Origin of the sequence: Sulfuricurvum sp. RIFCSPLOWO2_12_FULL_43_24, assembly GCF_001829605.1 — a bacterium.
Taxonomy (GTDB): Bacteria; Campylobacterota; Campylobacteria; order Campylobacterales; family Sulfurimonadaceae; genus Sulfuricurvum.
Window position 1 is genome coordinate 1 of the sequence record NZ_MIBT01000042.1, and the last position, 1,968, is coordinate 1,968.

2 protein-coding genes are annotated in these 1,968 nt (G+C 40.6%); both read right to left on the bottom strand.

From position 1 onward, the window contains the following. Window positions 1-860 (bottom strand): flagellar motor switch protein FliG (fliG, locus tag A3G19_RS04120; RefSeq protein ID WP_294870738.1); only part of this gene is annotated, 860 nt, incomplete at its 3' end. 80 nt (window positions 861-940) lie between these two features. After that, window positions 941-1,801, bottom strand: coding sequence for a hypothetical protein (locus tag A3G19_RS04125; protein WP_294870739.1), 861 nt, complete (start codon window positions 1,799-1,801; stop codon window positions 941-943). Between the last annotated feature and the right edge of the window lie 167 nt (window positions 1,802-1,968).

The window sequence follows — 1,968 nt, forward strand, 5'->3', positions numbered from 1 at the left end:
TTGGCAAAAAATTTCTCTTTGAGCTCTTCGGCCGCATTTTTCAGAGCCAGCATCAGATCATTTTTATCGGATGATTTGAGAATCTCGCGAATACCGGCACCGTCGAGATCGACAATATCTTCGAAGGTAAACATCATCTCTTTGATCGATGAAGCCAGTTCTTGATCCAACTGCTCGATTTGTGACAAGGTCGCTTTAGAGACTTTCGTACCCAAACGGTTGAATACGTCGGCAACAGAACGCGGTCCGCCCACCTCGACTTTGTAGCTTGCCAATGATTCGAGTTTGGATTCTAAAACCGTACTGACCCGTTTGATAATCGCAGGGGTAATATCTCCCAGTTTTGCCATACGCATTGCCACTTCAGCGCGCAGTTCATCGGGGAAGATATAGAGTGTTTCAGCCGCAGCGGAAGGGTCCATATGGGCTAAGATCAATGCAACCGTCTGCGGATGTTCCGTTATAATAAAATCGGCCAGTTGCTGAGGCTTGATTTTGGCCAAAAAGGCAAAGTTTTGGCTACTCTGCATCGTTTTACTGAGACGTTCCAATACTTTTTTCGCTTCATCCGGCCCCAGCGCTTTGTACAAAATCTCCCGGGCGTATTCAAGACCGCCCGTGTTTAGGTATTGATTGGATTGGACAATCGCGTAAAACTCTTCTAAAACTGCCGCACCGATATTCTTTTCAATACTATTGTTATTAGCGATATGTTTGGAAATCTCAGTAATGGCTTGGATGCTCATTTTTGAGAAAAGGGCAGAGGTAACATCTTCACCCAATTGAACTAAAAGGATGGCAATCTTTTGGGTCATGCTCATTTCATCAAAATAAGCCTGCTGTGTCGGAGATAAGTTCATAATATCGCTTTAGTTTGATTCAATCTGTAATAGCTGATATTATAACTCATTGCTGTGGGTAAACGGGAAAAAAAATGTTTTTATTTTTTTTGTCGGGAGAGTTGATTGTATATTCCGGTTCCCACGATGAGCAACGTTACCCCAATTATGAGATAAAAAGCGTTAATGAGTTGACTGTAATCATCCAACACAATTTTAAATACGGCCATAAGAGATTCGATCGAGAGAGCAATAATGATGGAGGTCAAAAATTTACTGAGTGTTTTGTTCTGGAGGTCGTTGCCGTAATTGAAGGTTTTAAAGAGAACCTCGTTCTCAATCAGTGTTTTGGCCAAGTCGTAGATCGCAAGTCCGATCGTAATTGAAATGATCGATGTGAATATCTCATGCATAACAAGCTCTTTCGACATGGAAGAGGTCAGCATATTTAAAAAGATATAGGCTCCGTAAAAGATTAAAAAAACTGAGACAAGACCCAATAGTAATCCTCCGCATCCCATGACAAAGCGGTTGATTTTTTCAAAAGCACTGTTGTGTTCAATCAAACGAAGCTCTTCAAGCAGTTTGAGCATATCAAAATCAGCAACAATATAACGGTCATTTTCTTGTTTTACAGCGGTCAATGTCGGCAATCCCGTAACGTGATGAAGATAAGGATTGCTGATATGAATCGGTTCTTCTACAAAACTGACCCATTTGAAATAAAAAGATTTATCGGCACCGTTGCGATCCTCATCAATGTAGTTTCGGCCAAAATCGGGTGAGGATTGGGTAAAGGTATTATCGACGGAATAGATAACTTCAGATGATCGTTCACTTTCGAAAAATCGCCGCATATCTTTAGCGTCATTTGTGGGAGGATGGAAATTTGCTATTGCGGTACGAAGATAAAATTGAACACTGTTTTTGTGTTCGGTATAGATACTGATGATCCGTTTCATGAAAACTCTCCTTCACTGAATTTTCAATCTATGTTGTATCACCTATAGCATTAAGAGCCGTATGCAATATGAAGGTATATATGAAAGTTAAGGATATGTTTGTGAATTGAGGGTTGAATAAATGTTAGGAAGAAGATTTAAATGTGATGGCGGGCCACCAAGGATTT